Source organism: Aerosakkonema funiforme FACHB-1375 (assembly GCF_014696265.1).
GTDB classification, from domain to species: domain Bacteria; phylum Cyanobacteriota; class Cyanobacteriia; order Cyanobacteriales; family Aerosakkonemataceae; genus Aerosakkonema; species Aerosakkonema funiforme_A.
In genome coordinates this window covers 24,987-49,001 of record NZ_JACJPW010000013.1, presented here as the reverse complement: position 1 = coordinate 49,001, position 24,015 = coordinate 24,987, and the positions used below count along the sequence as shown (strand labels likewise).

General features: G+C 45.0%; 28 protein-coding genes and 1 pseudogene. 13 read left to right on the top strand and 16 right to left on the bottom strand.

Annotation, left to right across the window (positions count from 1 at the left end; genetic code table 11):
• Positions 1–27: 27 nt before the first annotated feature.
• From H6G03_RS07215 to ffh, 9 genes are all read right to left on the bottom strand, one after another.
• Entirely contained in the window at positions 28–684 is a 657-nt protein-coding gene (locus H6G03_RS07215) for an HAD-IA family hydrolase (RefSeq protein ID WP_190463533.1), read from the bottom strand.
• Positions 685–1,305 carry a serine O-acetyltransferase gene (locus H6G03_RS07210; RefSeq protein ID WP_190463531.1) on the bottom strand — a complete coding sequence of 207 codons (621 nt, stop codon included), beginning with the start codon at positions 1,303–1,305 and terminating at the stop codon, positions 685–687. It lies immediately after the preceding gene.
• Positions 1,306–1,308: 3 nt separating this feature from the next.
• A complete protein-coding gene (locus tag H6G03_RS07205) occupies positions 1,309–2,115 on the bottom strand; it encodes a DUF6816 family protein (RefSeq protein ID WP_190463529.1) in 807 nt (268 codons plus the stop codon).
• A gap of 30 nt (positions 2,116–2,145) precedes the next feature.
• Complete coding sequence (locus tag H6G03_RS07200; protein ID WP_190463527.1) at positions 2,146–2,553, bottom strand: ChuX/HutX family heme-like substrate-binding protein; 408 nt, start codon at positions 2,551–2,553, stop codon at positions 2,146–2,148.
• A gap of 163 nt (positions 2,554–2,716) precedes the next feature.
• Positions 2,717–3,670, bottom strand: coding sequence for a PhoH family protein (locus tag H6G03_RS07195; RefSeq protein ID WP_190463525.1), 954 nt, complete (start codon positions 3,668–3,670; stop codon positions 2,717–2,719).
• A 180-nt stretch (positions 3,671–3,850) separates the two neighbouring features.
• Positions 3,851–4,024: a 30S ribosomal protein S21 gene (gene rpsU, locus H6G03_RS07190; RefSeq protein WP_190463638.1), complete on the bottom strand. Its 174-nt coding sequence runs from the start codon at positions 4,022–4,024 to the stop codon at positions 3,851–3,853.
• A gap of 266 nt (positions 4,025–4,290) precedes the next feature.
• Positions 4,291–4,707, bottom strand: coding sequence for a KH domain-containing protein (locus H6G03_RS07185; protein WP_190463523.1), 417 nt, complete (start codon positions 4,705–4,707; stop codon positions 4,291–4,293).
• Positions 4,670–4,930 carry a 30S ribosomal protein S16 gene (gene rpsP, locus H6G03_RS07180; protein ID WP_190463521.1) on the bottom strand — a complete coding sequence of 87 codons (261 nt, stop codon included), beginning with the start codon at positions 4,928–4,930 and terminating at the stop codon, positions 4,670–4,672. Before rpsP ends, H6G03_RS07185 begins: the two co-directional genes overlap by 38 nt.
• Positions 4,931–5,015: 85 nt before the next feature.
• Positions 5,016–6,464 (bottom strand): signal recognition particle protein, encoded by a 1,449-nt coding sequence (ffh, locus tag H6G03_RS07175; protein ID WP_190463520.1) that lies wholly within the window; start codon positions 6,462–6,464, stop codon positions 5,016–5,018.
• A 198-nt stretch (positions 6,465–6,662) separates the two neighbouring features.
• On the opposite strand from ffh, the gene hpsL reads away from it, so the two are divergent.
• From hpsL to hpsP, 5 genes are all read left to right on the top strand, one after another.
• A complete protein-coding gene (gene hpsL / locus H6G03_RS07170; protein WP_190463518.1) occupies positions 6,663–8,324 on the top strand; it encodes a hormogonium polysaccharide biosynthesis protein HpsL in 1,662 nt (553 codons plus the stop codon).
• Between the two features lie 12 nt (positions 8,325–8,336).
• A complete protein-coding gene (locus H6G03_RS07165) occupies positions 8,337–9,443 on the top strand; it encodes an acyltransferase family protein (protein WP_190463516.1) in 1,107 nt (368 codons plus the stop codon).
• A 42-nt stretch (positions 9,444–9,485) separates the two neighbouring features.
• On the top strand, positions 9,486–10,526 hold the full coding sequence (gene hpsN / locus H6G03_RS07160; protein WP_190463514.1) for a hormogonium polysaccharide biosynthesis glycosyltransferase HpsN: 1,041 nt from the start codon (positions 9,486–9,488) through the stop codon (positions 10,524–10,526).
• Between the two features lie 152 nt (positions 10,527–10,678).
• Entirely contained in the window at positions 10,679–11,845 is a 1,167-nt protein-coding gene (gene hpsO / locus H6G03_RS07155; RefSeq protein WP_190463513.1) for a hormogonium polysaccharide biosynthesis glycosyltransferase HpsO, read from the top strand.
• A 30-nt stretch (positions 11,846–11,875) separates the two neighbouring features.
• Complete coding sequence (gene hpsP, locus H6G03_RS07150; RefSeq protein ID WP_190463635.1) at positions 11,876–13,054, top strand: hormogonium polysaccharide biosynthesis glycosyltransferase HpsP; 1,179 nt, start codon at positions 11,876–11,878, stop codon at positions 13,052–13,054.
• A gap of 79 nt (positions 13,055–13,133) precedes the next feature.
• On the opposite strand, the gene H6G03_RS07145 is transcribed toward hpsP, so the two are convergent.
• The 4 genes and pseudogenes from H6G03_RS07145 to glpX form a co-directional block, all read right to left on the bottom strand.
• Positions 13,134–13,406 carry a DUF2442 domain-containing protein gene (locus tag H6G03_RS07145; RefSeq protein WP_190463511.1) on the bottom strand — a complete coding sequence of 91 codons (273 nt, stop codon included), beginning with the start codon at positions 13,404–13,406 and terminating at the stop codon, positions 13,134–13,136.
• Positions 13,378–13,624: pseudogene (locus H6G03_RS39725) on the bottom strand (DUF4160 domain-containing protein). The gene H6G03_RS07145 and the pseudogene H6G03_RS39725 overlap by 29 nt, the downstream one beginning before the upstream one ends.
• 183 nt (positions 13,625–13,807) lie before the next feature.
• A complete protein-coding gene (locus H6G03_RS07135; RefSeq protein ID WP_190463509.1) occupies positions 13,808–15,109 on the bottom strand; it encodes a glutamyl-tRNA reductase in 1,302 nt (433 codons plus the stop codon).
• A 114-nt stretch (positions 15,110–15,223) separates the two neighbouring features.
• A complete protein-coding gene (gene glpX, locus H6G03_RS07130) occupies positions 15,224–16,261 on the bottom strand; it encodes a class II fructose-bisphosphatase (RefSeq protein ID WP_190463633.1) in 1,038 nt (345 codons plus the stop codon).
• A gap of 245 nt (positions 16,262–16,506) precedes the next feature.
• Here glpX and H6G03_RS07125 point away from each other — a divergent pair, with 245 nt between their 5' ends.
• The 7 genes from H6G03_RS07125 (at position 16,507) to grxD (ending at position 20,522) form a co-directional block, all read left to right on the top strand.
• The gene (locus H6G03_RS07125; protein WP_190463507.1) at positions 16,507–16,929 is read left to right on the top strand and encodes a VOC family protein; all 423 of its coding nucleotides are present in this window, start codon (positions 16,507–16,509) and stop codon (positions 16,927–16,929) included.
• A gap of 234 nt (positions 16,930–17,163) precedes the next feature.
• Positions 17,164–17,478: a glutaredoxin 3 gene (gene grxC / locus H6G03_RS07120; protein ID WP_190463504.1), complete on the top strand. Its 315-nt coding sequence runs from the start codon at positions 17,164–17,166 to the stop codon at positions 17,476–17,478.
• Positions 17,479–17,562: 84 nt separating this feature from the next.
• On the top strand, positions 17,563–18,078 hold the full coding sequence (gene tadA / locus H6G03_RS07115) for a tRNA adenosine(34) deaminase TadA (RefSeq protein ID WP_190463502.1): 516 nt from the start codon (positions 17,563–17,565) through the stop codon (positions 18,076–18,078).
• A gap of 224 nt (positions 18,079–18,302) precedes the next feature.
• Entirely contained in the window at positions 18,303–19,013 is a 711-nt protein-coding gene (locus H6G03_RS07110) for a lysophospholipid acyltransferase family protein (RefSeq protein WP_190463631.1), read from the top strand.
• A 137-nt stretch (positions 19,014–19,150) separates the two neighbouring features.
• A complete protein-coding gene (locus H6G03_RS07105) occupies positions 19,151–19,768 on the top strand; it encodes a hypothetical protein (protein ID WP_190463500.1) in 618 nt (205 codons plus the stop codon).
• Positions 19,769–19,821: 53 nt separating this feature from the next.
• Positions 19,822–20,073 (top strand): BolA family protein, encoded by a 252-nt coding sequence (locus H6G03_RS07100; protein WP_190463499.1) that lies wholly within the window; start codon positions 19,822–19,824, stop codon positions 20,071–20,073.
• A 125-nt stretch (positions 20,074–20,198) separates the two neighbouring features.
• Positions 20,199–20,522: a Grx4 family monothiol glutaredoxin gene (gene grxD, locus H6G03_RS07095; protein WP_190463497.1), complete on the top strand. Its 324-nt coding sequence runs from the start codon at positions 20,199–20,201 to the stop codon at positions 20,520–20,522.
• A gap of 230 nt (positions 20,523–20,752) precedes the next feature.
• Here grxD and H6G03_RS07090 read toward each other — a convergent pair whose 3' ends face one another.
• The gene (locus H6G03_RS07090; protein ID WP_190463495.1) at positions 20,753–21,001 is read right to left on the bottom strand and encodes a DUF6761 family protein; all 249 of its coding nucleotides are present in this window, start codon (positions 20,999–21,001) and stop codon (positions 20,753–20,755) included.
• Between the two features lie 658 nt (positions 21,002–21,659).
• On the opposite strand from H6G03_RS07090, the gene H6G03_RS07085 reads away from it, so the two are divergent.
• A complete protein-coding gene (locus H6G03_RS07085) occupies positions 21,660–22,442 on the top strand; it encodes a response regulator transcription factor (protein WP_190463493.1) in 783 nt (260 codons plus the stop codon).
• Positions 22,443–22,525: 83 nt separating this feature from the next.
• On the opposite strand, the gene H6G03_RS07080 is transcribed toward H6G03_RS07085, so the two are convergent.
• Complete coding sequence (locus H6G03_RS07080) at positions 22,526–23,281, bottom strand: ABC transporter ATP-binding protein (protein WP_199315176.1); 756 nt, start codon at positions 23,279–23,281, stop codon at positions 22,526–22,528.
• Between the two features lie 32 nt (positions 23,282–23,313).
• On the bottom strand, positions 23,314–23,838 hold the full coding sequence (locus H6G03_RS07075) for a hypothetical protein (RefSeq protein WP_322111872.1): 525 nt from the start codon (positions 23,836–23,838) through the stop codon (positions 23,314–23,316).
• Between the last annotated feature and the right edge of the window lie 177 nt (positions 23,839–24,015).

Sequence of the window (24,015 nt, the reverse complement as noted above, 5' to 3'; positions counted from 1 at the left end):
TCGGTAAATCGGTTTCCCCTGTAGATCTTACAACAAGGGTTCAGTTCGCTTCAGCCAAATAGCTCTTAATCCAGCTGCTTTTGCACCCTGGTAATCTTCTTTGTAGCTATCACCAATATGCCATGCTGCCTCAGCTAGACATTCGTGTTTCTGTAATGCCGCTATAAAAATTTCTGGTTCTGGTTTAGCTGCACCGACTTCTGTAGAAATTGTAATTGAAGTAAAGAAACTTTCTAAGTTGAGATCTGACAATACGGAGTAAATTCGAGAATCGAAATTCGATACTATGCCTAGTTGAATACCTTGTTTCTGCCAGTATTCTAAAGCTGGAATAACATCGGGATAAATAAACCAAGGTTCGGCGGTAGCAAAGTGGGCATAAAGTTCGGCAAAAAATCTGGAAAAGTCGGCAAATTTGTGATATACTCCTACTTCTTTGAACGCACGAGTTGCCAGTTCTAGCCACCACTCATATTCCTGTTTGAGTATTTCCTCCGGGTCAACTCCTGGAAATGCCATGCGATCGCTTAATTTAAAGCTATTATAAAAAGCTCTATCCAGCGTTTTAGCCGCGACTTCAACGCCAAATTGACGGGCTATGTCGCTGTAGACTTCGCCCACACTATCTTTAACTCCAAATAGAGTACCGACGGCATCTAAAAAAATTACCTTTGGTTGCTGCATTTAAACTAATTCTTCTTTCACTTTCAAACCATTCTTTTTAACAATATAAGCAGGAATTCCAACTACTACGCAATTGTCAGGTACATTTTTGATTACAACTGCATTTGCTCCCACGGTAACGTTGTTGCCAATAGTTATATTTCCCAGTACTTTTGCCCCTGCCGTTATTCTGGCATTATCCCCTATTTTAGGTCTCCCCGTTTTATCTTTATACCCAATTGATACTTGCTGGTTTACCCAACAATTTTGTCCCATATCTGCCATAATAATTGTGCTTAAGCCGTGCTGAATAAACAAGCCAGGGCCAATGTTACTAGACAAATCTAACAATAGATATTGGCATTCTTTATAAAAGAATTTAATAACTTTCAGCAGCAGCCTAGCAGGTAAGTTACCTTTAGCTATTCTGAAATAATATAAATTTCTAAATTCTTGATTTTTTATCGTTAAAAATAGTAAATTTTGAATATCTGAACCCTTATCCCACTCAAATATTTCTACCCATCTTCTTACGTCCGCAAGAATCACTTCCTTTTCGCTGGATAAGTAGAATAACAATAACTGGGGAGATGCTAAAATTAAATCTACAAATGAAAAAAGTTTATTAATAAAACTTTTCATATTTTAAGCTCCTGGAACCGAGGCAGGAAAAAATTCTAAGCGGTAGCGATATAGGGCGACTGGTTTGTCAGCTGCTACAAAATAATTGGGATCTTGGGGAGACAGATAAATAGCTGTCACTTGATCGGCTTCAATTGATGCGCCCGATGTTTCAATCTTTCGGTAAGCGGTTGTCGTTTCTACTTCATTGAAATAGGGACGCATTCCTATAGTTGGAGCGCGAAATAATTGCTGACTAACCTCTGTAGAAATAAACTCGTTGGCATTGGGGATTTCGCTCGCTCTACTGGTGACGATCGACACAAGTTGCAGCGAGCCTGAAAGTAGGGTACTCTGACGGTTGGGGTTGTGCGGGTCAGTTTTGACAGACAAGACAGCGCGATCGCCCAAAGTTGCCTTCGCTATATTCAAACCATTAAAAGATCGATCGGCAACCACAGGAGTCTGGGATTTGGGATTTAAAATTGTAAATGTAAAATTATTTTGATTCACCGCCGGAAATCGAACCGTAAATGCGATCGGTTGATTCAGATAGCGCCGGTTATTTTCAAATCCAGGCGTCACAATATCTGGTGCTAATGGTGCCACCAAATCCACAAGCGTACTGGTAACATTCCAAGTGCCTGCCATCCAGTCTGGATAAATTAAATCCTCCGTTCCAATTACCGCCTGAACTGGCGGTTTTGTCTCCCACTGAGGAAATTTAGCCAATCTCTCAGCTAGTACACCAGCCTCTGCTCGATCGGCCCAAAAAAGGGACAACACAATCAGAACAAAAGTGCAAATCCTTCTCACAAATATTCCTGTCATTCTGCGCGTCTTCGCCGTAAAAAAAATCAATTAAACAGCCTCCACAGGTACTGGTTCCCAAACTTCTCCATATTTGTCCTGTAGCTGATGCCAAATTTCCACTTTTCCCTCTTCGTATTCCCCTGGCTTACCCCATTGCAGAAATGCACTTAAAGCTGGCTCATCTTTTTCATCTAAAAAGCGAATCGCATAGGTAGTGAAGTTGCCTCGTTTTGATTCTCCGGTTTCAAATTTTACCCGTTTAATGGCATCCATATTCAGGTGAAACTCGAATAAGTCGGCGTGCATATTGGCATATTTGCCTTTGGGTAACTCCGCATAGAATAACTTCTGGATAGCACTGCGTACTTCCAACACACCTGCGCTGCTGGTGACGATTAAACGCAGTGTTCCCAAAGTTTCGCAATCTGACAAAAATTCTTTCAAATTAAAAGCCATAAGATTATTGTGATTGGTGAATGGTAATAGGCCATTGGGCATCGGTCATTGTCTTCTGAGGCAATTTTTTATGTTTGACTATTGACTGTTGAATTTTGGCTTTTTAGCCCCTCTCTTCCCCTAGTCTCTAGCCCCGACGCCCTAGCCCCTTTTTTCCTTTTGACTATTGCTCATATTGCTCGTAAGCTGCCACAATTTTTTGAACGAGGGCATGACGAACAACATCAGCTTGAGATAGATGACAAAAGGCAATATCTTCGACGTGTTGGAGAATTTTTTGTGCTACTGCCAAACCCGATACTTGATTTGGAGGCAAATCGGTTTGAGTGATGTCTCCAGTTACAACCATACGCGATCGAAAACCGAGGCGAGTCAGCACCATTTTCATCTGAGCTGGTGTGGTATTTTGGGCTTCATCCACAATTACAAAGGCATTGTTGAGGGTACGACCCCGCATATATGCTAAAGGAGCTACTTCAATAACGCCTCTTTCCATCAGATTGGCAATTTTTTCGGGTTCGATCATTTCGTGTAACGCATCGTAGAGAGGACGAAGAAAAGGGTTAACTTTCTGCTGCAAATCGCCTGGGAGAAAACCGAGTTTTTCGCCTGCTTCTACTGCCGGTCGGGTAAGGATGAGCCGTTCGTACTGATTTGCCAGCAGTGATTGAACGGCTAACACTGCGGCTAGGAAAGTTTTCCCAGTGCCTGCGGGCCCAATGCAAAAGGTGAGGTCGTGGGTACGCACGGCTTGGATATATTGCCGCTGTCGGAAAGTTTTAGCGCGGATTTCTTCGCCACGACGAGTGCGAGCGAGAACGTCTCGCTGTAAGTCTTGCAATTCATCGGTACGCTGGGTATCGAGAGCGTGACGAGCTGTGAGGATATCTACACTGGTGATGCTTTTGCCGTGTTTCCAGAAATCTTCGAGCGATCGCACCAAACGTCCGCAGAGATCTACCTGATTCGCCGTTCCGGAAATCAGTAATTCTTGCCCCCGCAGTACCAGCGTTGCTCCTGTTTGCCGCGCTAGGACTTTCAAATTTTCTTCCCGTTCGCCGCTAAGGGCGATCGCACTTTCTCTACTCGGCAGTTGAATTGTTGTGCCGTCTACCATTCCCAATCGGTCATCGATACTTCACCTTTCCCCTAATCTGCAAAAAGACGCCCGATGCAGTGCCATGTTGCCAAAGAAATTAGACGCACCATTTGGCAGCGATCGCAGGCGTCCGATCTCGTCATCATTTATTTCCGGCCTCAAAGTCGGCCAACACGCTGTTACTCGTGGCGTACCCCTTTAGTAACGACGCTCGCGGGATGCTTCCGCTTTGCGTTTGCGACGGAGGCTAGGCTTTTCGTAGCGTTCGCGACGCTTGACTTCCGACAAAATCCCAGCTTTTTGAATCTTTTTTTTGAAACGTCTTAATGCCGAGTCGATCGACTCATTTTCACCCAAACGCACTTCTGACACTTGCTTTAGTTCACCTCCTTGTTCTGCCACTGATTTTCCTGGGCGATTGCTACGCCTTTTTAGCAAGTCTTTCCAGAAACGCTTGTTTTATACCTTAGCCTCCTGGCAAAGCAGCTCAAGTGCGTAGCGCAAAGGTTTTCGATTCAGACAATCCCCTCCACTATTAACTGTTCTAACATTGCGCGGTTCTGAGTTTATCCTGCACAACTGAAAAACTGTTAAACGAATTCAAGTTGGGAGGGGTCGAGCGCGATCGATTGCCAGACCTAGCGGGAACGCAGTCTGGGAGAAGACCTGGGGGCGCTTGAGGAGCGAGGCAGAGGCGTTCTCGTTCCGGATCTATTTGGTGGCCCGCTGTCGTGTTCCAGCGTTGTTCCGCCGTATATATCAAGATACACTGATTGCCCAGCCGCACTCGCAGCTGCTTCCATCGTCGTTCTGATCGCCTGAATGTTACGTCCACCCCGACCGAATACTCGCCCTTTATCCTCTCCTTCAAAAGCCAAACGAATCCAAACCCGTGGCCTGCTGGAAGATATTTCGCAGTCTACCTTCAAAGATTCCTTAGATTCCAAGAAAGGTTGCAGCAGATATTTTACCAGTCCAGCATAGTCGGGAATAGTGGACAGGGGCTGGATTTTACCGTTACTGGGTGACTGAGGCACGAACCTGCTCGAAGACATTGGCTTTTTCCAGGATGTGGCGAACAGTGTCGGTAGGTTGAGCTCCGTCTTTGAGTCGTTTGACGATCGCTGGAATATTCAGCTCTGTTCGATCCGTTCTGGGGTTATAGAATCCCAGTTCTTCCAAAGGACGACCATCTCGGCGAGAGGTACTTAGCATAGCTACAATCCGGTAGCTGGCCTCCCGCTTTTTGCCATATCGCTTTAATCGCAGTTTGATCATGCCGAAACAGTAATGCTCGCAATTTTGACTAAACAAACATTGTACCTTTTTATTTGCGTATCGGACTTTTTCGATCGCGCAAAAACTACAGCTGACCGAAGCCTTTCTTCTTTTTTTCCTTTTTTGGTTTCTTCTTGCCACCATCTGCATTGTAGCCTCGCCAACCGGGCATGGCCCCTCGACCGCCCATACCGGGCATCGGCCCACCTGCCATTCCCGGCATACCGGGAAGACCCCCTTGCCCCATTTGCTGCATCAGATTTCGCATTTTTTGGAAATCGGCTACCAGCTTGGTGACTTCCGAGTCATTTTTATAGCCAGCACCCCGACCGATGCGTAGCCGCCGACTGGGAGAAGACGCCAACAACTCCGGGTTGCGGCGTTCTTCTGCGGTCATAGAATTGATCATCGCCTCAGTTTGCTTGAGCTTGACCTCTGCTTCTTGCAACTGCTTGTCAGAAATTTTGGGCATTCCGGGAAGCATCTTCAGCAACCCCCCAAACGAGCCCATATTCTTCATCAGCCGCATTTGTTTGAGAAAATCGGTAAAGTCAAACTTGGCAGAGAGGATTTTCTCCTGCATCTTCTGGGCGTCTGTGAAGTCGATTTGCTCCTGCGCTTTTTCTACCAGCGTCAGGACATCGCCCATTCCCAAAATGCGCTGCGCCAACCTGTCTGGATAGAAAGGTTGCAGGGCGTCAACTTTTTCCCCAGTACCGATAAATTTAATTGGCTGACCGGAAATCTGCCGCACCGAAAGTGCCGCACCACCGCGAGTATCCCCGTCCATTTTGGTGAGAATCGCGCCGGTGATGCCGATTTGCTCGTGGAAGGTGCGCGTCAGATTTGCCGCTTCCTGACCGGTCATGGCATCCACTACCAGCAGGACTTCGTGGGGTTGCACCGTTTGCTTGATGCGGGCTAACTCCGCCATCATGTCGCGATCGATTTGCAGGCGACCTGCGGTATCGATAATTACCGTATCGATCCCTTCTGCTTTAGCTCTTTCCACACCCTGACGGGCAATTTCCACTGGGTCGGCATCGCTTCCCAGTTCAAATACGGGTACTTCAATTTGCTTACCCAGCGTTACCAACTGGTCAATTGCCGCCGGTCGATAAACGTCCGTCGCCACCAGCATGGCAGAGCGATTTTCTTTCCGCAGATGTAATGCTAACTTAGCAGCAGCAGTGGTTTTACCCGTACCCTGCAACCCTGCCATCAGGACGATCGTCGGAGCAGTGGCGCTATGAGCGAGCGGAGCGTTGGTTTCCCCCATCACCACAGCCAGTTCATCGTAAACAATTTTGATGAACTGTTGGTCGGGTCGCACGCCGGCGATCACCTCGGCACCCTGGGCTTTGGTTTCGACTTGGGCAATAAAATCTTTTATTACCTGGAGGTTAACGTCTGCTTCCAGTAGGGCGCGGCGCACTTCCTTCAAAGCTTCTTGAATATTGGCATGGGAAATGCGATCCTGCCCCCGCAGTTTTTTCCAGGCAGATTCTAAGCGTTCGGATAGTGCGTCAAACATAGATCGATATGTATCAGTAATTTATACATTACCAGTTGGGGATGGGGACTGGGGACTCGATACTGGGATCTGGGGTAAATACAGGTGAGTGGATGACTTTTCTCGCTCCGAGTTTCTTCAGTGGCCGAGTAGCGTTCTGAATGCTATAACAGTGTGCGCTGGGATTATCTATCTTGGGGCAGTTGTTACAGTGGAATCATGCCCAAAAGCAAAACGAAGTCGAAATCCAAAAAGCAGGCTGCGACTGGAAAATCAACCTTAAATCTCAAGGAGCAGTTGGCGCAAAAAAGAAAAGCTGCCAAAGAGCGGAAGGAATTTATTAGCTTCTCTACAGGAGCTGTATTCGGTGCCGCATTTCTTGGCATGATGGCGTTTCCTCTAGGTGGGCCAAAGGCAGCCATTGGCGCGATGGCCGGTATAATCTGCCTTGCGTTTTCTTTCAAATATCCCCGACAAGCTCTGTGGGCATTCCTAATTTATATGCCTTTTAGCGGCACTATCATCTACACCCTCGGCAACAGTCCGGTACTACAGTTGGCAAAAGATGGTTTCTACATTCCCGGACTCGTTAGTATTATCCAAGAGTGTCGCCAGAAACGACTACCTATAGTAATTCCCAAAGGTCTAAAACCGTCCCTAATTCTCCTGTTTGTTTGTTGTCTGATCACTCTATTGTTTGTGAACGGATCGCAACAAATGAATGCCGAACAAGTTGCTATCCTTACCAGACAGCCGCCAGAAAAACCATTCGCGCTGGGAATTTTAGGCTTAAAAGTGTTTATGGGGTATATTCCTTTAATCACTTGCGCCTATTATCTGATTCGGACTAAGAAAGAATTTTTCTTCATGACGCGCCTGCACGTAATTCTCGCACTTACCTGCTTTGGCCTTTGTTTCGTGCAGTATATGTTTCTCAAAACTGGTCGGTGTGCTGGTACCCAGTTTGCTGAAGGGGGCGATTTATTTAAAGCTTCCATCGAGGCTCGCTGTTTGGTCGGTGGCGCTTTACTGTACAGTCCAGAACAAGGAGTGATCCGCTTGCCGGGAACTTTTGTTGCACCTTGGCAGTGGGGTTGGTTTATCATTTCTAATGCTTATTTCACTTTTGCCACGGCTTTCAGCGACCCATCAGCTTTGTGGCGAACTTTTGGCTTAGTGGCAATGGCTGCGGATTTTGCGATCGCAGTTATTTCCGGTCAAAGAATTGCCCTGGCTCTTGTGCCAGCTTCATTCGTGATTCTCCTAATATTAACAGGTCAAATTGCTAACCTCAAACGCTTCCTACCCATTGCAACGGGACTGGCTGTTTTATTGGGAATCGCAGCGGTGCTATATCCTGAAATAGTTCAAGAACGGATCGATAGCTTTGTCGGTCGTTGGGAAGAATCACCAGCCGATGAGTTTATCCTTTATCAATTTGGCTTTACTTGGAATAACCTCAAAGGTTCCTTGATCGGTCTGGGATTGGGACGAGCCACAAACTCAGCTCGCGTCTTCGGCAATACTGCGCTGGTAGAAACCTGGTTCCCCAAAGTAATGCACGAAGTTGGGCCGATCGGATTAGCAGCGTTTTTGATTTTTGTTAGTTGTCTGACTTTTTATACTTTCAAGGCTTACCGCTCTATTCGAGATCCTAGTTTGCGGAGCTTTGCAGCTTGTTTTTGGGTGTTTGTTTTGTTTATTAGTTACCAAACTTATTACTATCCTTTGGATGTCGATCCTGTCGCTGTTTATTACTGGTTTTTCGCTGGAGTTATTCTAAAATTGCCAGAGATAGCCCGCCAGGAAGACGAGTCAGAAGAAAAAGTAGAACAAAAAAATACTAAACGCGGTAAAAAAGCCAAATTATCATGGGTTTAGATCGAGGAAGAAATGTTTAATAAAACTACCAACTCTCGCGAGAGATTGCAGTGGATCGATCGCACTAAAGGTCTAGCAATTTTGGCAATTCTTTTTTTCCATTTTTTTCAAAACTATCCCGAACAAATTAACATTGTTTCTATGTTAAATAGAAATGGAGCGCGTCTGGGATACGCAGCAGTAGATATATTCTTCGTGATGGCTGGTTTCAACACAAGTTACGTGCTTGCATCTCTTATCCAAAATGGCGAGAAAATTAACTGGATAGCTTGGTTAAAAAAAAGGCTATTCAGACTTTATCCTACATATTTTCTAGCCGTTTTATCCACGATTTGTATTTCTATACTATTCAACCAATTTCATATAAAAAATCCTTTAAATTTTGCCCTAAGCGCTGTAGGACTTGCGGGATATAAATTTCAGGCTATCAACCAAGGTTTCTGGTTTTTTACCGTAATTTTAGAAGCTTATCTACTAACCCCTTTAATCTTTTACGTCTGCCGCAACAAGCCAAACAGAATTTTAGGTCTGGGGATTTTAATTGGTTTGCTAACCAAGCTTGCTTGCCTAGCCGTTGGGCATAAGTCTGAGTTTTACTTATTTTTATTACAGAATAATTTTATAGGTAGCTACTTTTTTCAGTTGTGTCTGGGTTTGTATTGGGGATTCATTTACGCCAGTAATAAATCTTTTAGAAGAACTGATATAAATATATCAACAATTGTTTTTATTGTAGCGCTTATCCTTTATATTTGGATGGCAATTAAACATATAAATATTGTATATATGCTAGGATTCGATATCGCATTTACGCCGTTCTTTTTCGTGATGCTAAGCCTTATCCTAAACAAGGATAATCATAATCGCTGGTTAAACTATGGGTTAAGTATTTTGTCGATTATGGGTATATACTCTTACCAAATTTATCTAATTCACCAACCGTTGTATATCACATTACTGTATTATTTAAACAAGCGCATTCAAATTGCTCAATATCCCAAGCTTTTAGTGTGTTTAATTATTACAGCAGTTGTGCTGATAGCTTACATAAGAGCGTTCGTATTGATAGAAAAAGTTATGATAAGAAAAATAACAGGAACTGCTGCTAAGCAGAGTTAAAACAAGATAAATGAGATATTGCCAACATGAGGATTGTCAAAAATGGTTCTACCTTTAATTTCTGTAATTATTCCCACCTACGGACGTGAAGAGCCTTTGCAAGATACGCTCAAAGATGTCATCAATCAAGATTATCCAGCTTTTGAAGTGCTGGTTGTTGACCAAACGAAAACCCATAAACCAGAAATTCAAGCTTATCTCGAACAATTGGCAAATGAAGGCAAAATTAATTGGTTTCGCGTCGATTGGGCGAGTTTGCCAGGTGCGAGAAACTATGCGGTTCGTCGCGCAAATGGAGAAATTATCCTATTTATTGATGATGATGTTCAGCTACCAGCAGGGTTTCTCGCCGCTCACGCTCGTAATTATATCGCAGGCGAGACGCCTGCGCCACAAGATCTAGCTCCACAAGATCTAGCTCCACAAGATCCTGCGCCACAAGATATTGGGGCGGTAGCGGGACGAGTATTCGATCGCATGAAAATGGCAGATGCAGGTGAAGGTTTTGCGATCGAATATTTGCCTCCAGAAGCGAGCGATCCCGGCATCGCCTGGTACTATATAGACTTGGTGCATACAGTAAAACCCCAGCAAGTCATCTCTGCAAGAGGCTGCAATATGTCCTTCCGCCGCGAGATTTTTACGAAGTATGGATTGCACTTTGATGAGCGATTTATGGGTAGTGCGGTACGGGAAGAATCTGACTTTTGTTTGAGACTCAGACAGACAGGTTATAAAATTTGGTATGACCCAGAAGCGCACTTGGTTCACTTGGGTGAAGAAACTGGCGGCTGTCACGATATTAGTACGCGATCGCTCAAATATCAACTCACTTTCTATCACAACCACTTTTTGATGGGATTGAAAAATCTCACAATTCCAGAACAACTGCGATTATTTGCTCGTTTGTTTGACTGTCACGTTCTGGGAAATCCGCCTTGCAATAAAAGCGGTTCTCCGATCAAAATACTCAGCCGTGCTGGCTTCTACACAATGGGCTTTTTCAAAGCCTGTGGTACGCAACTTCAATCTATCTGGAATGACGGTCAAATTTATACTCACAAAGATATGGGTAATGGGTAGTGGCTTATTTCAGATTTGAGATTGCAGATTTATGAAAAAATTTTGCGATCGCCCGACCCATTTCATATTTCAGGTTTCAAATTGCAGATTTATTTAAATTTGAAATCTGAAATCTAATATTTTAAATTACCCTCTCGATCGATGAGCAAAAAATGAAAATTTTAGTCGCTAGCCATACCTACATTGTCGATATCAACCGCGAAAAATTGCGAGCTTTATCTCGTTTAGAATCTGGCATAGAAGTAACCGTTGTAGTACCGCGACGCTGGCAACCGGGCGGCGTCCAAAATAAGATAATTGAAACGGAATTTATCCAAGAAGAATCGTTTCAAGTAGTGCCGATTTCCAACTTCAGCCAAAACAATCAAGGGTTGCTTACTTTTGGAGCCGATATAATTGATTTGTTGCGCCGATTTCGTCCCCAAATTATTCAAGTAGAACAGGGATCGAAGGCATTGGCATACGCTCAATTTATTACCCTAAATAAGCTGTTGGGGCTAAAAGCTAAAAATTTGTTTTTTACTTGGTGGAATCTGCCTTATCAATTAAAATTTCCAGTATCTTTGCTGGAAGCGTATAATCTGGGCAACACAGATGGAATTATTGTCGGCAATCAAGATGGGGCTGAAATTTTAAGGCAACGCGGCTACAAAGGGCAGATTTCGATCATGCCGCAACTGGGGGTTGATGAAAACATTTTTCAACCTCAAACGCAACCGGAAATAGCAGCAAAGTTGGGTATTCAAACCAGTGATTTCGTAGTAGGATTTGTGGGCAGATTTGTGGAAGAAAAAGGTTTGCTCGCGCTACTGGAAGCAATGGCCGGTTTGCGCCAACACTCCTGGAAATTGCTGCTATTAGGTCGTGGCCCTTTGCAATCTGTGTTGATGGAACGCGCTGCTGAATACGGAATTAAAGAACGAATTATTTTGGTAGAAAGTGTTCCTCACAATGAGGTAAATAAATATATCAATTTAATGAGTACTTTAGTTTTACCATCCCAAACAACATATCAGTTTAAAACTTTAACTGCTGTAGGTTGGAAGGAACAATTCGGTCATGTTTTAATAGAAGCAATGGCTTGTAAAGTGCCCACAATCGGTTCTGATTCTGGAGAGATTCCGCACGTAATAGGAAAGGCTGGATTGGTTTTTCCTGAAGGCGATGTCTCGGCGTTGCAAAATTGTATTTTGCGCCTGATGGAAGAACCGGAATTAAGGGAAAATCTTGCCAATATGGGTTATGAAAGAGCTATGACTGAGTATACCAATCAAGCTCTAGCCAAAAAGTTGTTAGACTTTTACAAGCAAGTTTTATAAGCATTGTCAACCCAATTTTTAATTGTTTTCATGCGGATTCTCCAAATTATCCCTTCCATTTCCTTAGTCTATGGAGGCCCAAGCCAGATGGTTTTGGGGCTTTCTGGCGCTTTGGCCCGATCGGCTGTAGAAGTAACAATTATTACTACGAATTCTAACGGAGATGCGGGACAAGCGCCGCTAGATGTCCCTCTAGACCGAGCGGTTGAGCAGGATGGCTACCAAATCCGGTACTTTCCCTGCGCTCCTTTTCGGAGGTATAAATTTTCTCTAGACTTGCTGAAGTGGTTGAGTCAGCACGCTTCGGAATTCGATTTAGCGCATATTCACGCCCTATTCTCACCTGTATGTTCGTTGGCGGCGACTGTGGCGCGATCGCATCACCTCCCCTACATCTTACGTCCTCTGGGCACGCTTGACCCAGCCGACCTGCGTAAGAAAAGGCGATTGAAGCAGATTTACGCAGCGTTCTTGGAAAAGCCAAATATCGCAGGTGCAGCGGCAATTCACTTCACCAGCCAGCAGGAAGCCAAGGTTTCCGAACGATTTGGGGTAAAAACGCGGGATTTAGTCATTCCCTTGGGTGTGACAGCAGAGGAGAAGAGGGACACAGAGGCATTCTCGATCGCAAATTCTCGATCGCCAATGCTTTTATACCTATCCCGAATCGAACCGAAAAAAGGGTTAGATTTATTGATTCCGGCGTTAGAAAATCTTCTAGCTGAGGGTATAGATTTTCATTTTGTCTTAGCTGGTGCCAATCCGCAAGACCCGGATTACGAAGGGAAAATTAAAGCGCAAATTCAAGCTTCGCCACTGGGATATCATACTACCATAACTGGATTTGTTGGGGGCGATCGCAAAGCATCTTTACTGCAAAATGCCGATTTATTTGTGTTACCTTCTTATTATGAAAATTTTGGTATTGCTGTAGCAGAAGCAATGGTCGCCGGAAAACCGGTAGTCATCTCCGATGGAGTTTATATCTGGGAAGATATCCAAAATGCTGAAGCCGGCTGGATTTGCTCTTTAACAGTAGAATCTCTGACAGAAAAATTGCGTTTGGCACTACGAGATGAAGGGGAAAGAAAGCGTAGAGGTTTAAACGCGCAAGAGTATGCCTTAAAACAGTATAGTTGGGATGCGATCGCGCAACAAACTATCCAAGCATATCAGGAAATTTTCTCATCTACTATTATGACAAAATAGAACACAACCAAGATAAATCAACCCATATCAAAACTTACTCTCCCAGTACGGAAGAAACTTTGAAGCTATTCACTCAACTTCAACTACTCATAACTGATACTCTAGGGGCAGGCGCACCACGTAACATTCCTTCTGTGCTGAGATCTTCGTCTATCTCTTCCCAGTGAATACCGTAACCTCCACCACAGACTTCCCACTTCGATCGTTGTTCGGGTGTAGCTTGAAGCAGTTTCGGATACCAAACCAGTGGCACAGCAATCGTTCTACCGTCCATTAAATCAACACCGATCTTATCTTCTGTAAAGTACACATTCTTAACTCTCTCATCCGCTCGAATCGCCAAAATACCCATACCATGCCTCCAAAAGCCTCTCTTGATTCTCTTGTACCATTGACTGCAATTTGCGAAGTTCTTTAGCGCTAAAACCAATATTATTTGCCAAGCTGACTGATTCTAGCCAAAATTTAGCTGATGAATCATCGCGATCGATAGTGTACGTGCGGTGGCTCGTTCGGTTCGTGACTGTAAAAGTAGAATCGGTATGCTCCTATTCTTAAAACTGTCGGCATTTTTCAATCTTACACGAAACATATAGGCTCTGACCAGTCAGTGCATCTGAGGGCTCATACAAGCTTGTTTACCCTATAAATTTAACTAAGTACTATCCTCATTATTCATTACTAATTAGCCATTAGTCATTAGTTATATTTTTACAAATAACCAATGACCAATGACCGATGACCGATGGCCAATTAGCTATATTGCTCTTTCGACTGAGCTTCCGGATTTAGATTAAACAGCGTATGCAGAGTCTGCATTGCTTTCCTTCTCGCCTCAATATCCTGCTGCGCCCGTAATTGTACCATTGGGTCGTGCAGAATTTTATTGATAATCCCCCGCGTCAGGGCTTCGATAACTTCTTGATGTTTTTCCGCAAATTCAGTACCCAATCGAGACAGCGCTTTTTCTAATTCTTGAGCGCGGATAGTTTCCATTTTGTCTCGCAAGCAGCTGATGGTAGAAACAGTTTCCAAACTGCGCCACCAGACATCAAAAGCTTCGACTTCTTCTTCCAAAAGCCCTTCCGCTTCCTTTGCCATTTGTCGTCGGCTTTCCTGATTTTGCGCTACCACCGCTTTCAAATCGTCAACATTAAAAGCGTGGACATTGGACAGCTCGTTTACATCCGCATCCACGTTACGCGGAACGGAAATATCAAATAGCATCAAAGAGCGATTAGGTTCCAAAACTGCTTCCAGTTTGGCGCGATTCAATAGCGGTTCGGTAGCGGAGGTACTGGTGAAAACTAGATCCGACGATGCAATTACCTGCATCATTTCTGATAGCGGGTGAAGTTGCAATTGCACCTCATCAGCAAACTTGTTTGCCAATTCTTCACATCGTTGCATGGAGCGATTCAAAATAGCTATTTGATTTGCCCCTTTGCTAATCAAGTGCTGTACCAATAGCCGCGACATTTTGCCAGCACCGAGAATTGCCACTCGACTGGCGGCTAAATTTGGCACTTTCATCTGCGCCAACTCCACCGCAGCAGAACTGATGGATACAGCACCGGTACCGATGCTAGTTTCGGTGCGAACTCGCTTACCAGCAGTGATGGCTTGATTGAGGAGTCGGTTGAGGATACGTCCGACGCCTTTGTACTGCTGGCATACTTTGTGAGTATTTTTAACCTGCGCCAAAATTTGACCTTCCCCAAGTACGAGGCTATCCAAACCGGCAGCCACCCGCATCAGGTGCATGACAGCATCTTCATGCAGCAACATAAACAAGTGCTTACGCAGGTCATTCACCGGCAATCTACTGTAGTCGCAGAGGTACTGACGTACTTCCGAAATTCCCTGTTCGGTTTCATCGGTGACGATGTAAATTTCCAGACGGTTGCAGGTGCTGAGAATGGCAACTTCGTCAATATGGGGATAGCTGGTAAGTTGCGCGATCGCACTTTGGGTCTGCGCTTCTGGAATGCTCAGTTTTTCACGAATTTCTACTGGTGCTGTTTTGTGGCTTAGCCCTACGACTGCAATATTCATTTGCTAATGGTTAATTGCTAATGGTTAATTGCTAATTGTTTGTTGTTCGTGGTTTATGGTTCATAGTTCATTGCCGTTAACGATGAACTACGAACCATAACCATTACCTAATGACTAGCGTAATTGCAGGCTCTTCGGTTGATCGAACATATGGATCGTATCCACAAAGCGAGCTGTCCGCGACTGGCTGGAAATTACCAGACTCTGCGTCCGCGCCCCACCGTGGAAGAACCGAACGCCTTCCATCAGTGGGCCTGGGGTAATACCGGAGGCAGCAAACAGGACGGTTTCGCCTGAAGCTAGCTCTTCAGCGTTGTACACTTTGTCGGGATCGTTAATTCCCATTTCCTTCAGCCGTGCGATGTTGCTTTCTTTGCTTTCGCCGATCAGTCCGGTTTTGACAACATCTGGATCGTAGATCAGCTGTCCTTGGAAGTGTCCTCCCATACAGCGCATCGCAGCTGCGGAGATCACACCTTCTGGTGCTGCCCCAATGCCCATGAGGCAGTGGACGTTCGTTCCAGAAAAAGCGCAGGAAATGGCGGCATTAACGTCACCATCGCTGATCAGTCGCACTCTGGCACCAGCTTTGCGGATTTCCTGAATCAGCTCTTTGTGACGGGGGCGATCCATCACCACTACTACCAGTTCCTCAATAGAACGATTCATACATTCAGAGAGGATTTTCAGGTTGTCGGTAGCTGACTTGTTAATATCCACATGGTTTTTAGCTACCGGGGGAGCCGCTAGCTTCTTCATGTAGAAGTCGGGGGCAGCAAACAAACCGCCTTTCTCGGAAATTGCCAGTACTGCCATCGAGCCATTTTGACCGTATGCGACCAGGTTGGTACCTTCGCAAGGGTCAACGGCAATGTCAATCTCAACGAGTTCGTCAGGATTGCAATAGGTTTTTGCATCTTCGCGGGTGCAGATGCCCACTTCTTCGCCTATATAAAGCATCGGGGCTTCATCCCGTTCTCCTTCCCCAATGACGATGCGGCCCCGCATATAGATTTTATTCATCCGTTCCCGCATCGCTTCGACGGCTACTTGGTCAGCCGTGTTTTTTTCGCCTTTGCCCATCCAACGAGCAGATGCGATCGCTGCTTGCTCAACTACTTCTATAATCTCCAGACCGAGCGTAGTTTCCAACACGGCTTCTGTCCTCCCGACTGCTTGATTTTGCTAGGTTTCATCTGCCTGTAACAGTTCTTAAGTCTATCAGAGGAGGGATCGCTGTGCAGAGTGGTCTTGCCAGAAGCCGTGTTAAGTTTTGCTGCTGGGAGTTTTTTCGCGACGATCCCAAGAGCCTATCCGAAAAAGTGCATTCGCGCCAAAATGTTATTTTGGTGGAAAACCGTAAATTACCCTAATTTATCGATGGCGAGGAACTTCACGTGATTGATATTGGACTTACGCATATCGCGCTTCCCGTCTCAGATATTGAGCAAAGCATCAAGTTCTACGCTACCTATGCACAAATGCAAGTGATTCACCGTCGTATTGATGCAGGAAGAGGCGTTGCTGTTGCTTGGCTGAGCGATCGGACTCGACCGTTTGCGATCGTTCTGATTCAAACCGATTCGGTAGATCCCATTCTCTCTCCATTTGCCCATCTTGGAGTTGGTTGTCACAATCGTGAATCGATGGATGCGCTTTGTAAGAAAGCTCGTCAGGAAGGCGTACTCATTGAAGAACCTAAAGATTCTGGCCCTCCAGTCGGGTATTGGGCATTTTTGCGAGATCCAGACGGTCACACGCTGGAATTATCCTATGGCCAAGAAATTGGTCTTACAGTCGATCGAACAGAGAATGTTTAGTACAAACTTAATGTGTTCGGGTGATTTCTCCGCGATTTTTGCAGGCATATTTCACTGGTAAAAATTGCGATGTTTTTCGCCATAAAAAACATAAAAATCGGTAAAATTTATCTGAAAAAGTAAGACTTTGAGAGACTTACTTAACCTTTAAAAATAGGTTTGACAAGCTCGAAGGCTTTATTTTTAAAGATGATATACCCTAAAGAAAGTCACTCCCTCTTTAGGAAAACCAAAATGCTCGACTTGCTCAACTCTATTCTCGGACGCCACCCCGAACGCATCAAAGCAAATGTCGAAATCTACACCTGGCAAACGTGCCCTTACTGTATTCGCGCTAAAATGCTGCTTTGGTGGAAAGGTGTAAATTACACAGAATATAAAATTGATGGCAACGAAGAAGCTAGAAACAAAATGGCCGATCGCGCCAACGGACGCCGCACAGTACCGCAAATTTTTATCAATAATCAGCACATAGGTGGATGCGATGACATCTATCAGCTTGATGCGGAAAGCAAGTTAGATTCATTGCTAGCTCAACCAGCTATCTAAAGGTAGGGGGTAGGGACTAGGGGCTAGGAGCTTAGTTTGTGTAGCCCCAGACTTTAGTCTGAGGGCTGAGGGCAAAATTTTGTTATGACAATCGATCATCCTATCTATCTAACTCACTGCAAATGGATGAGTAGAGCGTTAGAACTGGCACAAGCTGCGGGTGAAGCCGGAGAAGTACCGGTAGGAGCCGTTATCGTTGACAGTAACGATCGTTTAATCGCAGAAGGCAATAACCGCAAAGAGCGCGATCGAGACCCCACAGCACACGCTGAAATTCTTGCTATCCGAGCTGCTGGAAAAGCTTTGCAAAACTGGCATCTTAACCGATGCACGCTGTATGTTACTCTGGAACCTTGTCCTATGTGCGCGGGTGCGATCGTACAAGCCAGAATTAGGTTGTTGGTTTATGGAGTAGACGATCCGAAAACTGGCACAATTCGTACCGTTGGCAATATTCCCGATAGCGCTTGCTCAAATCACCGCTTATCCGTAGTAGGTGGTATCTTAGAATCTGCCTGCCGTCATCAGCTGCAATCTTGGTTTGCACAAAAAAGGCAATCTAGGAGCGAAATCTTGCGCGAGGAAAACGGCGGTACATAACGACAGATTAGTGGCGATGTTTCGCCTTTAAGAACAAAAAGCGATCGAGAACATAGTTTTGTTTTAGTTTGTCCTTGCCAAAGCGATCGCACCCCTCATAGCCCAGCCTCATTCGCCTAGCGATGACACCCCTAGAACTGTCCCTTTCATAAACGACAACTCACCACAGAGAATTTACGGTGGAGATTAAAGATACTTTGATATATTTACTAACCGCCGCTATGATGATCCCGCTCCACTCTTCTCCAAAAACCCTTGCCAGCATAACACCGAAAACAGTGACAGCCGTTACCTCCAGCGTTGCACCTTGGTTCAGTCAATTGGCTTATCCCTTGGGACGTCACATTATCTTACCTATTTACTTTGGTAAGATTTCGGTGGCGGGGCGGGAAAATTTACCCACAGAAGGGCCGGTTATTCTCGCTCCTACCCATCGCTCTCGTTGGGATGCCTTTATGGTGCCCTATGCAGCAGGTCGAGACATCACCGGGCGGGATCTGCGGTTTATGGTTTCTGCTAATGAAATGACAGGGCTGCAAGGCTGGTTTGTTCGCCGTTTCGGAGGCTTCCCCGTTGACACAGAACATCCGACAATTAGCAGTCTGCGCCATGCAGTTGAGCTACTCCAACAGGGGGAAAGTCTGGTTTTATTTCCAGAAGGCAATATCTTCCGTCACAATCAAATCAGCCCACTCAAACCCGGTTTAGCCAGAATAGCTTTGCAAGCCGAATCAAGCCAACCCGGTTTGGGCATAAAAATAGTACCTATAAGTATTAAATACAGTCAGCCTATTCCTTACAGAGGCTGCAATGTAGAAATTAACATCGGTTCTCCTCTCAGTGTGGCCGAATATCGCACGGAAACGGTCAAAAAAGGCGCACAACGTTTAACAGCTAATCTTGACGCTGCTCTGCGGGAGATCCATGAAAGTTAGCACGAGGCGATCGCAGAAATTTTCGCTGATAATTTTTAGATTAGTTCCCTTAAATCCCAATCCACTTTCACCTGGGAATGTTAATATACTCCGAAGTCAATGTCCATCCTGTTTGTGCTGAGACGCAAACTTAGTTCATGGTAGTTTCTGAAACTGTTCGCTTGCTCCAACTGCACAGCTTCACATTCCTATCTCTGCTGGCAGCTTTGAATGTGCTGGCACCATTACACGTCCTAGCACAGCAATCTTCTCCGCCGACCCCTCCCAACCAAGCAGAGCCTTTGGAAGGGACAGATACCAACGAGCTGCGTCCCCTGACTCAAGATAACAGTTTGCTTAGCTTACAAGGCGGGCAGCGCCTGATGAGTGAAGCGGGTAGCGCCGTTTCCACTCAAAATTATGCTCTGGCAATCAAAAAACTACAGGAAGCTCGTCAGGTTTTTAACCAGCTGTCCAACTTTTATCAAGACTTAGCTGCCAGTTTTTCGGGGATCGATAATCGCATCTCTGATGGCCAAAGGCGCAAGGCTGTAGAAACGGCGCAAATGCGGGATGAGGCAACCTATCAGCTCGCGCTGGTACACAGGGCCCAAAATCAGCCCGAATTAGCTGTACCTTTGCTGGTGCAAATTATTCGCTCTCAAAACCCGACTCGCGACTTGGGTAAAAAAGCTTATCAGCAATTGTTAGAATTGGGATTTGTAGATTCTCCTTACCCCAGAGCGAATACCTCGTCTTCTTCGTCAACTCAATAGTTAAACTACACTTATAACTAAGGGTTGAATCTTTTTTTAGCAAGAGGAAAAGAATGATTAGTCCGGTTCAGGTTGAAGCTATGATTAAGGCAGAATTGGCTGACGCACAGGTTCAGGTTCAAGACCTGACTGGCGGCGGCGACCACTATCAAGTGACGGTGGTTTCCTCTTTATTTGAAGGCAAGAGGCTGATTCAACAGCACCAAATGGTTTATGCTGCGCTGCAACAAGCTATGTCTTCAGAAGCTATTCATGCTTTGTCGCTGAAAACCTACACTCCCCAAGCTCTGAAAGCTACTCAATAGCTCTCTGGCTCAATTGACTGGCGTAGGTTAAATTTGTATGTTGTTAAGCACAACTACGCTAAAAAATACAAAATAACAAAGCATTTGCTCTCTCCGCGCACTTTTCACGATCGCACTGAAAAACTATGACACCAGAACTGAAAGAAAAAATTGACAACTTGGTAAAACAGCACAAGATTTTAGTTTTTATGAAGGGCAACAAGCTAATGCCCCAATGCGGTTTTTCCAACAATGTGGTGCAGATTCTCAACACATATGCAGTTCCCTATGAAACTGTTGATGTGCTTGAAGATTATGAAATTCGTCAGGGAATCAAAGAATATTCCAACTGGCCAACTATTCCCCAAGTTTACATTAATGGAGAATTTATCGGTGGCTCGGACATTATGATCGAGATGTATCAAAAAGGTGAATTAAAAGAGTTGCTAGAGGTTGCTTTAGCTTCCTGAAGCCAGGTTTCTTGAACAAAAATACTGATTGGATTCGTTTTAGCTAGAAATCCAGTCAGTATTTTTATTTTGCTGCCGAAAATTACAGTTGAGAATAAAAAAGTTTTGATTAAAAACTGAAATAACCAACTAAGAATTCTGTACCTGTATGCTTTTATTCAGCATTATCTACAGGTAAGACCTTAAAAAATTTTTTTGGCTAACCCAGCGATGCAAATCCTAAAAAAGCATCAGTAGTAGTCCGATTGGGGTTGGGGTTGAGGCATTTCAAAATTAGATGGATCGTATATGTAACGTGTAACTTCCTCCTCCAAACGGTTGATGCGATATGGCTCAAGTGCGTTAGTATGGCGCAGCGCAGCTATATAACCATCTAAATACAAACGCAAACTGTCATATCTGTAGCCCCGATTCCACATATCGACCAGGGCGTCGGTAAGTTTTTGGTAGTGCCTAATGGTTTGAGTGTCCTGAAGCATGGTCGTGAGTTGAAATCGTCTGGTGTTTAAATATATTAACGCCTGCCGTCAAAACCAGCTTTGATTTTGGCTTTGTCGAGCGAGGCGAGCGCATTTTGGCTTTATCTACACGACCTACAGGTTAAGTTATAGGGTGTGCGTTCGACCAAATTTCTCCCTGTTGAATCTCTCAGTCAATCGGTCGCTATACTTAAGCAATTTTTTAAATTGCTGTAACTATCCGCTGACTTTAGCTCTCACTCGATTGTTAATCACAAGTTTGGGCTTAAGGCGATTCAAACTGGATTGCTACGTTACCTTCATTTTAGCGAGTTCGAGGATAAGTCCTTACCGCCTGATTGGCTATTCGGTTGGCATAACCGCAAACAGATAACAGGTGCAGTCTGCCAGCATTTGACGATATAAAGCAAAAAAAGCCTTTGTTTTGGCCGTTACTGGCGATTGCCCATGTGTAGAAAACTGGTTGGTAGCAAGATGGCGTAACCTGTACTAAGCTAGAGGCGAAAATATCAAAATAATGGGATGATGGCGATCTCAACCATCGTCCAATGGTATTGAAAAATGAAAATACAGTTCAATGTCAGGTAGCAATCGCTACAAAATTCTCTAAACGGCTCTGTTAACTTGAATCTAACAAAGGCAAGGAAAGCAAGCCTCCGTGGGATCAGTAGGTATTCAAATTATTGAAGGAAATCCGCATCTGCGATCGCTGCTCGGTTGGCACTTACAGCAGGCCGGATACCGAGTGTTCCAAGCCGCCAGCCTCTATCAAGCGCGGGAAGTGTTTCATCTGCGTCAACCAACATTGGTAATTCTCGACTCCGAACTTCCCGATGGCGATGCTTTAGAGTTTTGCGGCTGGCTGCTGCGACAGCAGAGGCCATATATTCTCATGCTGTCTGCCCGCAACACCGAAGCGGATATCGTCGCCGGTTTAAAAGCAGGGGCAGATGATTACCTGACCAAGCCTTTTGGTATGCAGGAGTTCCTGGCGCGAATTGAAGCGCTGATTAGACGGAACAGAATGACTCTACCGCCGGCCTATCTGGATTATGGCGATCTGAAAATTGACTTGGTACAGCGTCGCGTCCGCTTTAAAGAAGAACTGGTCGATTTGACTCCCCAAGAGTTCAGTTTGCTGTATGTCTTGGCGCAAGCGGACGGACTGCCCCTCAGTCGTTCTGAATTGCTACACAGAGCTTGGCCGGATGCGATCGACAATCCCCGCACTATAGACACTCATGTTCTCTCGCTGCGGAAGAAGCTGGAAACCGATCCGCGCCAACCCAGTCTAATTCAAACAGTCCGCAATGTCGGCTATCGCTTTAACCCGGAGTTTCTTAGGGGGTCTGTATCAACGCTAGATCAAACCTCCCATTTTCAAAGACATTCCGATCGTTCTGTACCGAAAATGGTCACAACAGAAAGCCATTGGGGATAAAAGTTAAAAGTCAAAAAAATAGAAAAATTAACTACCTTAAGCTAAATATGGAGATCGCCTCTCATATTTAGCTTAATGGTAGTTTACAACCATTCTTCAGCTGCTTGTTGTTCCAATCGTACAAAAGTTTCGCGGAGGTTACTCCAATCTACCCGATCGGCTTTTAACTCTTCAATTAGCTCGCCCTGCTGGAAATGCAAAACTTTTGTACAAAACTGCTGTGCCAAATCCAGCTGGTGATTGACCATTAAAATTGTAATTTTATTTTCTTCTGCCAGCTGGATCGAAACTCGCAGGAGATGCGCGGAACGACCGGCATCCAGAGCAGAAGTTGGTTCGTCTAATAATAAGATTTTAGGTTGGATTGCTAAGGCACGAGCGATCGCTACCAGTTGTCTTTGACCGACAGAAAGTTGCACCTCAGTCCTTTCTAACCAATCTTCTGGGATGTGGAGGCGTTCTGTCCAGTAATTGAGTCGTGCCTGAATTTCTTGTTGTGGTAGACTTCGGAGCAGCAGGGGATATGCGATCGCCTCCCGAACGGTCATCCCCAAAAGCTTAGGCTCTTGCAGCACTAAAGTGACTTGCTGACGTAGCTGAATAACTGGAATTTTCTGGATATCTCGATCTTCAAGATAAATTGAGCCTTCGCTGGGTGTACTCAGCCGATTTAACAGCCGCAAAAGAGAGGTTTTCCCGGCACCTGATGGCCCAACAATGGCGATGCGATCGCCTGTAAATACATCAAAAGAAATATTTTTAAGTAAAAACTGCAAACCTACAGGAGCTCTCAAGCTCACCTGAGTTAGTCGTAGTTGGGGAATTTCTGCTGTTGGCAAGGCTACAAATTACTGATTGATTAACCTATTATTTAATACTGATTGACAGCAGTCAAAATCGTCCAAGCATCAATCAAAAGCAGGATCAGCGTGACCGCCAATAAAATTAAATACATCCACGGTTGAGCTAGAGGGCGAATATCCGTCGTATCGATCCCTGTTTTAGCTTCTACCTGCTTGACCATGCGAGCAAATCCAACTACACGCATAGGTAGCAAATAGCCTTTTCCGGATTTACTGACAAAATAGTAAACCAGACCTCCTTGACCTGTAGTGCGACATTTCAAATCTTGCACTTCTGACCAAGGTAGCGACCAACCTTTCCGAAAAAAGCTGGGCACCCAACGAGGGTATGTTACCCCGATCGCTTGCTCATCCAATATAACCCGCTCGCTCAATGCGCCATAGAGAGCGATCGCCCCTAACCCTATTCCCAACCACAGTAGCATGGGTGGCACTGGAGCAGCTGTCACCTGGGCCAAAAACGGTAAAGGTACGGTCAGCGATACGTATAAACACAGAAGTGTCAGCCGGATTAAAGGAGAAATACGGAAAATTGATTGTTGATGCGCTGGGGTGTCGTTCGCGCTGGAAGAGTAGCTATCTGTCTGGGATTGCAACTGATTGACTGGGTAATCTGACACGGAAATATATTATTCTTTGTGCTTAGCGTTCTCATCTAGTTTAGATGACGGTTGCGTGGAAAATAGGGAAGCATCATAGTTTCTTGTCGC

Bases quoted from the DNA above. Each gene is read 5' to 3' on its own strand.
- H6G03_RS07100 (WP_190463499.1), top strand. From the start codon at position 19,822: ATGATTAGTCCGGTTCAGGTTGAAGCTATGATTAAGGCAGAATTGGCT.
- rpsP (WP_190463521.1), bottom strand. From the start codon at position 4,930: ATGATCAAACTGCGATTAAAGCGATATGGCAAAAAGCGGGAGGCCAGC.
- H6G03_RS07210 (WP_190463531.1), bottom strand. From the start codon at position 1,305: ATGAAAAGTTTTATTAATAAACTTTTTTCATTTGTAGATTTAATTTTA.
- hpsP (WP_190463635.1), top strand. From the start codon at position 11,876: ATGCGGATTCTCCAAATTATCCCTTCCATTTCCTTAGTCTATGGAGGC.
- H6G03_RS07090 (WP_190463495.1), bottom strand. From the start codon at position 21,001: ATGCTTCAGGACACTCAAACCATTAGGCACTACCAAAAACTTACCGAC.
- ffh (WP_190463520.1), bottom strand. From the start codon at position 6,464: ATGTTTGACGCACTATCCGAACGCTTAGAATCTGCCTGGAAAAAACTG.
- hpsO (WP_190463513.1), top strand. From the start codon at position 10,679: ATGAAAATTTTAGTCGCTAGCCATACCTACATTGTCGATATCAACCGC.
- H6G03_RS07200 (WP_190463527.1), bottom strand. From the start codon at position 2,553: ATGGCTTTTAATTTGAAAGAATTTTTGTCAGATTGCGAAACTTTGGGA.
- H6G03_RS07135 (WP_190463509.1), bottom strand. From the start codon at position 15,109: ATGAATATTGCAGTCGTAGGGCTAAGCCACAAAACAGCACCAGTAGAA.
- H6G03_RS07185 (WP_190463523.1), bottom strand. From the start codon at position 4,707: ATGTCTTCGAGCAGGTTCGTGCCTCAGTCACCCAGTAACGGTAAAATC.
- H6G03_RS07110 (WP_190463631.1), top strand. From the start codon at position 18,303: ATGATCCCGCTCCACTCTTCTCCAAAAACCCTTGCCAGCATAACACCG.
- H6G03_RS07105 (WP_190463500.1), top strand. From the start codon at position 19,151: ATGGTAGTTTCTGAAACTGTTCGCTTGCTCCAACTGCACAGCTTCACA.
- H6G03_RS07205 (WP_190463529.1), bottom strand. From the start codon at position 2,115: ATGACAGGAATATTTGTGAGAAGGATTTGCACTTTTGTTCTGATTGTG.
- H6G03_RS07165 (WP_190463516.1), top strand. From the start codon at position 8,337: ATGTTTAATAAAACTACCAACTCTCGCGAGAGATTGCAGTGGATCGAT.
- grxC (WP_190463504.1), top strand. From the start codon at position 17,164: ATGCTCGACTTGCTCAACTCTATTCTCGGACGCCACCCCGAACGCATC.
- tadA (WP_190463502.1), top strand. From the start codon at position 17,563: ATGACAATCGATCATCCTATCTATCTAACTCACTGCAAATGGATGAGT.
- H6G03_RS07145 (WP_190463511.1), bottom strand. From the start codon at position 13,406: ATGGGTATTTTGGCGATTCGAGCGGATGAGAGAGTTAAGAATGTGTAC.
- H6G03_RS07195 (WP_190463525.1), bottom strand. From the start codon at position 3,670: ATGGTAGACGGCACAACAATTCAACTGCCGAGTAGAGAAAGTGCGATC.
- hpsN (WP_190463514.1), top strand. From the start codon at position 9,486: ATGGTTCTACCTTTAATTTCTGTAATTATTCCCACCTACGGACGTGAA.
- hpsL (WP_190463518.1), top strand. From the start codon at position 6,663: ATGCCCAAAAGCAAAACGAAGTCGAAATCCAAAAAGCAGGCTGCGACT.
- H6G03_RS07215 (WP_190463533.1), bottom strand. From the start codon at position 684: ATGCAGCAACCAAAGGTAATTTTTTTAGATGCCGTCGGTACTCTATTT.
- grxD (WP_190463497.1), top strand. From the start codon at position 20,199: ATGACACCAGAACTGAAAGAAAAAATTGACAACTTGGTAAAACAGCAC.